Raw genomic sequence first — 4795 nt, 5'->3', positions numbered from 1 at the left:
CGCCGCGCCCATAACCCGGTCGCGCAGGCCTTTTGTCGCGGTGTTCAACACGATGTTGCTGGCCCGCCGCACGAGAAACTCAGGGACCGGCCCCGAGGGTTCGACGGTGATGTCGAAGCGCACGCGGGTTCTGGTCAGGCCTTCCCGGGTGAGGCTGTATTCGACATGCTGTCCGTGCTGCTGGAAAGTGTCTTCGGCGTCCCAGGTCACCCAGTCGGGACCCCAGTGATACTCGAGGATCTCGTTGTCGACGAGCCCGAGTACCCGGATGGTGGCCTTGACGTGATGGGGCCGTCCGTCGGAGTGGCGGTCCAAGACCTCCAGCCGCCTGTGTACCGGTGACCACTCGGTCAACGTGTCGATATCCGCCAGTGCCGCCATGATCGCCTCCGGCGGCGCGTCGATGACAATCTCCCGGGATGCCTGTACCGCCATTCAGACCTGCCGATCGCCGCCGACGTTGTTCATCACCCAGTGGCGAAGCCCGTCGGTGGCAGCCTTCAGGACCGTCCTACGGGCTCGTTTCACCAGAAACTCCGGCAGCGGCGCCGACGGCTCGAGCGTGATGTCGAAGCGGACCCGGGTCTTGTCGGCGGCTTCCCGCCGCAGCGTGTATTCGACATGCTGCGCATGCTGCTGGAGAGTCTTCTGCGCATCCCACACCAACCAGTCTCTGCCCCAATGGTATTCGAGTACTTCCTGGTCGGTGATGCCGATCACCTTGACCGTCACCTTGACATGGTGCGGCCGACCGTCGGGATAGGTGTCGACGACTTCAGCTCGCTTGTGCACCGACGACCAGGACGGCACCGAGCCGACGTCGGCCAGCGCCTCCAGGATGACTTCTGGCGGCGCATCGATGACGATTTCCCGAGATGCTCGTACGGCCATTGATTATCAAGCTATCAACGCTGTTCTGCGTGCGACAGCAGATCCATGGTTACCATTCGATCTCGGTCGCGGCTGCCCGGCAGAACTCAGGAAATGCCTCTCTTCACGCTCAGCACACGCTTGCGCAATCCCTGGGTCGAGGTGTCCATCACTCCTTTGACGGTGCGTTTCAGCAGAAACCCCGGCAGCGGCACGATCGGGTCGACGGTGATGTCGAACTTGACCCGGGTCTTGTCACCCTCCGGCGTCAGCGTGTACGTCGCATCCTGGGCGCGCTGCTGGCCGGCACTGACGAGCGTCCAGCTCACGCTATTGACGCCCCAGGTGTAGGCGACCACCTGCTCGTCGGTGATTCCCGCTGCCTTGACTTTCATCCTGGCCACTTTCGGTCGCCCGTCGGCGCCGCGCTCGACCACTTCTGAACTCTGGTGCGCCGACGACCATTCGGTCAGCGTGTCCAGGTCGGCGATAACGTCGAGAATCTCCTCCGGGCTTGCTTCGATGACCACTTCGCGGGATTCCTTGATTGCCATGTCCGGACGATAGCGAGACCACGTCTCGCCGGGGCTGTTTTCGGCCGCGCGGGGCGTACCGTCATTCGGGTGGGCCCTGCCGAATCCGTCTACACCGTTGGTGACTATCTGCTTGACCGGCTGGCCGAACTCGAGGTATCCGAGATCTTCGGTGTTCCCGGCGACTACAACCTGGAATTCCTCGACCACGTCATCGCGCACCCCGACATCCGGTGGGTGGGCAACGCCAATGAACTCAACGCCGGCTACGCCGCTGACGGTTACGGACGGCTGCGCGGAATGGCAGCCTTGGTGACCACATTCGGCGTCGGCGAGCTCTCCGCGACGAACGCAATCGCGGGAAGTTATGCCGAACATGTTCCCGTGGTGCACATCGTCGGCGGTCCGTCCAAGGACGCCCAGGGCACCCGCCGGGCGCTGCACCACTCGCTCGGCGACGGTGACTTCGAGCACTTCCTGCGGATCAGCCGCGAGATCACCTGCGCGCAAGCAGCTCTCATGCCGGCGACCGCCACCAGAGAGATCGACCGCGTGCTCAGCGAAGTGCGAGAACAGAAACGACCCGGCTACCTGTTGATGGCCACCGACGTCGCACGGTTTCCCACCGAGCCGCCGAAGGCACCGCTGCCGAGGTATACCGGCGGTACCAGTCCGCGGGCGCTCGCGCTGTTCGTGGATGCCGCAACCGAACTCATCGCTGACCAGCAACTGACCGTGCTCGCCGACTTCCTGGTCCACCGGCTTCAGGCAGTGCCCCGTCTGGAGGCGCTGTTGCTCGCTGATGTGGTGCCGTACGCCACGTTGATGTGGGGCAAAAGCATGCTCGACGAAAGCGCCCCGAACTTCGTGGGTATCTATGCCGGCGCAGCCAGCGATGAACCTGTTCGCCGGGCCATCGAGGAAGCTCCGGTGCTGGTGACGGCCGGGGTGGTGTTCACCGATATGGTCAGCGGTTTCTTCAGTCAGCGCATCGACCCGGGCCGACTCATCGACATCGGTGTGCAACAAAGCACAGTGGCCGGCCGAGTGTTCGCGCCGGTGGAAATGGACGCGGCACTGGATGCGCTGACGGGGATCTTGGCCCGGCGCCAGATCACGTCACCCCCGGTCCTGCCGACGGCTCAGGACATCGATACCGCGCTGCCGTTGCCGGACCAGCCGCTGACTCAGAAGATGTTGTGGGACAGGCTGTCCGAGGCACTGACGCCGGGCAACGTCGTGCTTGCCGACCAGGGCACCTCGTTCTACGGAATGGCCGGCCACCGACTACCGCGCGGGGTCACGTTCATCGGGCAACCACTGTGGGGATCTATCGGTTACACGTTGCCCGCCGCGCTCGGCGCCGGACTGGCTCATCCAGAGCGCAGAACGGTGCTGCTGATCGGCGATGGCGCGGCGCAGCTGACCGTGCAGGATCTGGGTCTTTTCTCTCGTGAGGGGCTGGCACCGGTCATCGTCGTCGTCAACAATGACGGTTACACCGTGGAGCGGGCCATTCACGGAGAGACCGCGCCCTACAACGACATCGTGCGGTGGAACTGGTCGGAGATCCCCGGCGCCTTGGGCGTGACGGGCCACCTGGTCTTCCGGGCGCAGACCTACAGCGAACTCGACCATGCCCTCACCGCCGCAGCGAGCCACCAAGACCGGATGGTTTTCGTAGAAGCCGTTGTACCGCGGCTCGACATTCCCGACCTGCTGACCGAATTGGCCCGGCCCATGTCGCCGGACGGCAGCGCGCGTCGGTGAGGGGGCCGCGGCTCAGCTACACACGCCGTTGCGGTTGCCGGTCGACGCGGTCAGCATCGCGCGCAGCGTACGACGGCAGCGGCCACATTCGGAACCCGCCCCACACGCCTTCGCGATCTCATTGGTCGTCGACGCCCCTTCCGCGACGACCTCGGCTACTGCGTGGCTAGTGATTCCGTTGCACAGACAGACATACATCACGTGGTCCGATTAATCATCGATCCGCATCGAGTCGAAGAACCGGCCCATGAATACCGGCGGATAAGGCCCGATCCCGGCTCTGCTTATCCAGGGAGCCGCGCTGTCGGGTTGGGTTATCCAGCGTCGTGCTTCGTCCTCGTCGTCCAACTCTTGCAGAATCATCGCTTCATTCTCGTCGTCAAAAGCACGGAACAGCCACGTCTTTCGGACGCCTGCAGCGCTGAACCTCGCGAGGCTCGCGCGGATCTCCGCGCTCAGCACGGACATGTCGTCGACCGACGCGATCGCCGCCACGATAACGCCCGGGGCCGTCGGCTCCGTCGGCTGTGACGGCTCGAAACGCTCGACGATCTCGCCGGCGAAGACGGCCGGGATGTCATCGACGCCGACGGCGTCGAACCACTCGAAGAAGACCCGTGAGCGTAGTAACTCCACGATCGGTTCGCGGCTGCGCACGCCGATCGTCACCAGTACCCGGCCGTAATCGTCGGTCGAGGTGTAGACCAACACGTGGTGCGCACCGATGTCGGCAAGCGCCGATCTACGGCGCTGAAGCAACGGCCATACCCGCTCGGGATCAGGCACCCGGTAATCGGATGCGAGCACCATGGAATGGGTGCGCGGATCTATGGCGCTCACCGCAGTTGATCTTTCATCACTTTCCCGGTGGCGTTGAGGGGCAGCTCGTCGAGGAACTGAATATAGCGTGGTGCTTTGAAGCCGGCCATCCGCTGACGGCACCACCCGATCAAATCCTGCTCGGCAATGTGGGTTTTCGGCACCACGAACGCCTTGCCGACCTGGCCGAGTCGCTCGTCTGGGACACCGATGACGGCGGCCTGGGCGACGGCCGGGTGTTCCAGCAGGAAGCCCTCGATCTCGGCCGGATAGGCGTTAAAACCGCCGACGATGAACATGTCCTTTTTGCGTCCACCGATGCGCAGCCGGCCGGACGCGTCCAGTCGGCCGACGTCGCCGGTGTGCAACCAGCCGTCCGGGTCGATTGCCTGCGCGGTGGCTGCCGGCTCGTCGAAGTAACCGCTCATCACGCCGTAGCCGCGGACCAGCACCTCGCCGTCGTCGGCGATACGCACTTCGACCCCATCACATGGCAGGCCCGCGGTGGTGGCCACATCCTCGAACGAGTCGCCAGGCCGGGACAACGTCACGTTGCCGGCCTCGGTGAGCCCGTAGCCGGTCATCAGCATCTGGAACGGCAGTTCGCTGTGTATGCGACGGACCAACTCGACCGGGATGTCCGCGGCGCCGGTGACCCCTGCCCGCAACGTCGACAGCTTCGCCATGTCCGGCACCGTCAGCAACGAGTGGTACAGCGTCGGCGGCCCGGGCAGCATCGTGATGCGTTCGCGGCTGACCAGATCGACCATCGTCTCGATGTCGAACACCGCGACCGGCAGCAT

7 protein-coding genes are annotated in these 4795 nt (G+C 64.4%); 1 reads left to right on the top strand and 6 read right to left on the bottom strand.

The window, feature by feature from the left end; all coding sequences use genetic code 11:
* The 3 genes from WA317_RS20225 to WA317_RS20215 all read right to left on the bottom strand — a co-directional run.
* Nucleotides 1–435: SRPBCC family protein (locus tag WA317_RS20225; protein ID WP_425174721.1), on the bottom strand; the 435-nt coding region annotated here is incomplete at its 3' end.
* Nucleotides 436–891, bottom strand: a complete 456-nt coding sequence (locus WA317_RS20220; protein WP_425174720.1) for an SRPBCC family protein — start codon at nucleotides 889–891, stop codon at nucleotides 436–438. It abuts the gene before it with no gap.
* A gap of 86 nt (nucleotides 892–977) precedes the next feature.
* Nucleotides 978–1424, bottom strand: coding sequence for an SRPBCC family protein (locus WA317_RS20215; protein ID WP_425174719.1), 447 nt, complete (start codon nucleotides 1422–1424; stop codon nucleotides 978–980).
* Between the two features lie 63 nt (nucleotides 1425–1487).
* Here WA317_RS20215 and WA317_RS20210 point away from each other — a divergent pair, with 63 nt between their 5' ends.
* The gene (locus WA317_RS20210) at nucleotides 1488–3173 is read left to right on the top strand and encodes an alpha-keto acid decarboxylase family protein (protein ID WP_425174724.1); all 1686 of its coding nucleotides are present in this window, start codon (nucleotides 1488–1490) and stop codon (nucleotides 3171–3173) included.
* A 12-nt stretch (nucleotides 3174–3185) separates the two neighbouring features.
* Here WA317_RS20210 and WA317_RS20205 read toward each other — a convergent pair whose 3' ends face one another.
* The 3 genes from WA317_RS20205 to WA317_RS20195 all read right to left on the bottom strand — a co-directional run.
* Complete coding sequence (locus WA317_RS20205) at nucleotides 3186–3371, bottom strand: (2Fe-2S)-binding protein (protein ID WP_425174723.1); 186 nt, start codon at nucleotides 3369–3371, stop codon at nucleotides 3186–3188.
* Between the two features lie 12 nt (nucleotides 3372–3383).
* Nucleotides 3384–3983: a fatty-acid--CoA ligase gene (locus WA317_RS20200; protein WP_425174722.1), complete on the bottom strand. Its 600-nt coding sequence runs from the start codon at nucleotides 3981–3983 to the stop codon at nucleotides 3384–3386.
* A gap of 26 nt (nucleotides 3984–4009) precedes the next feature.
* Nucleotides 4010–4795: AMP-binding enzyme (locus tag WA317_RS20195; protein WP_425174718.1), on the bottom strand; the 786-nt coding region annotated here is incomplete at its 5' end.

The organism is Mycobacterium sp., from assembly GCF_049802695.1.
Lineage (GTDB): Bacteria > Actinomycetota > Actinomycetes > Mycobacteriales > Mycobacteriaceae > Mycobacterium.
The sequence above is the reverse complement of the archived record's forward strand: the minus strand, read 5'-3'. Positions and strand labels throughout refer to the sequence as shown.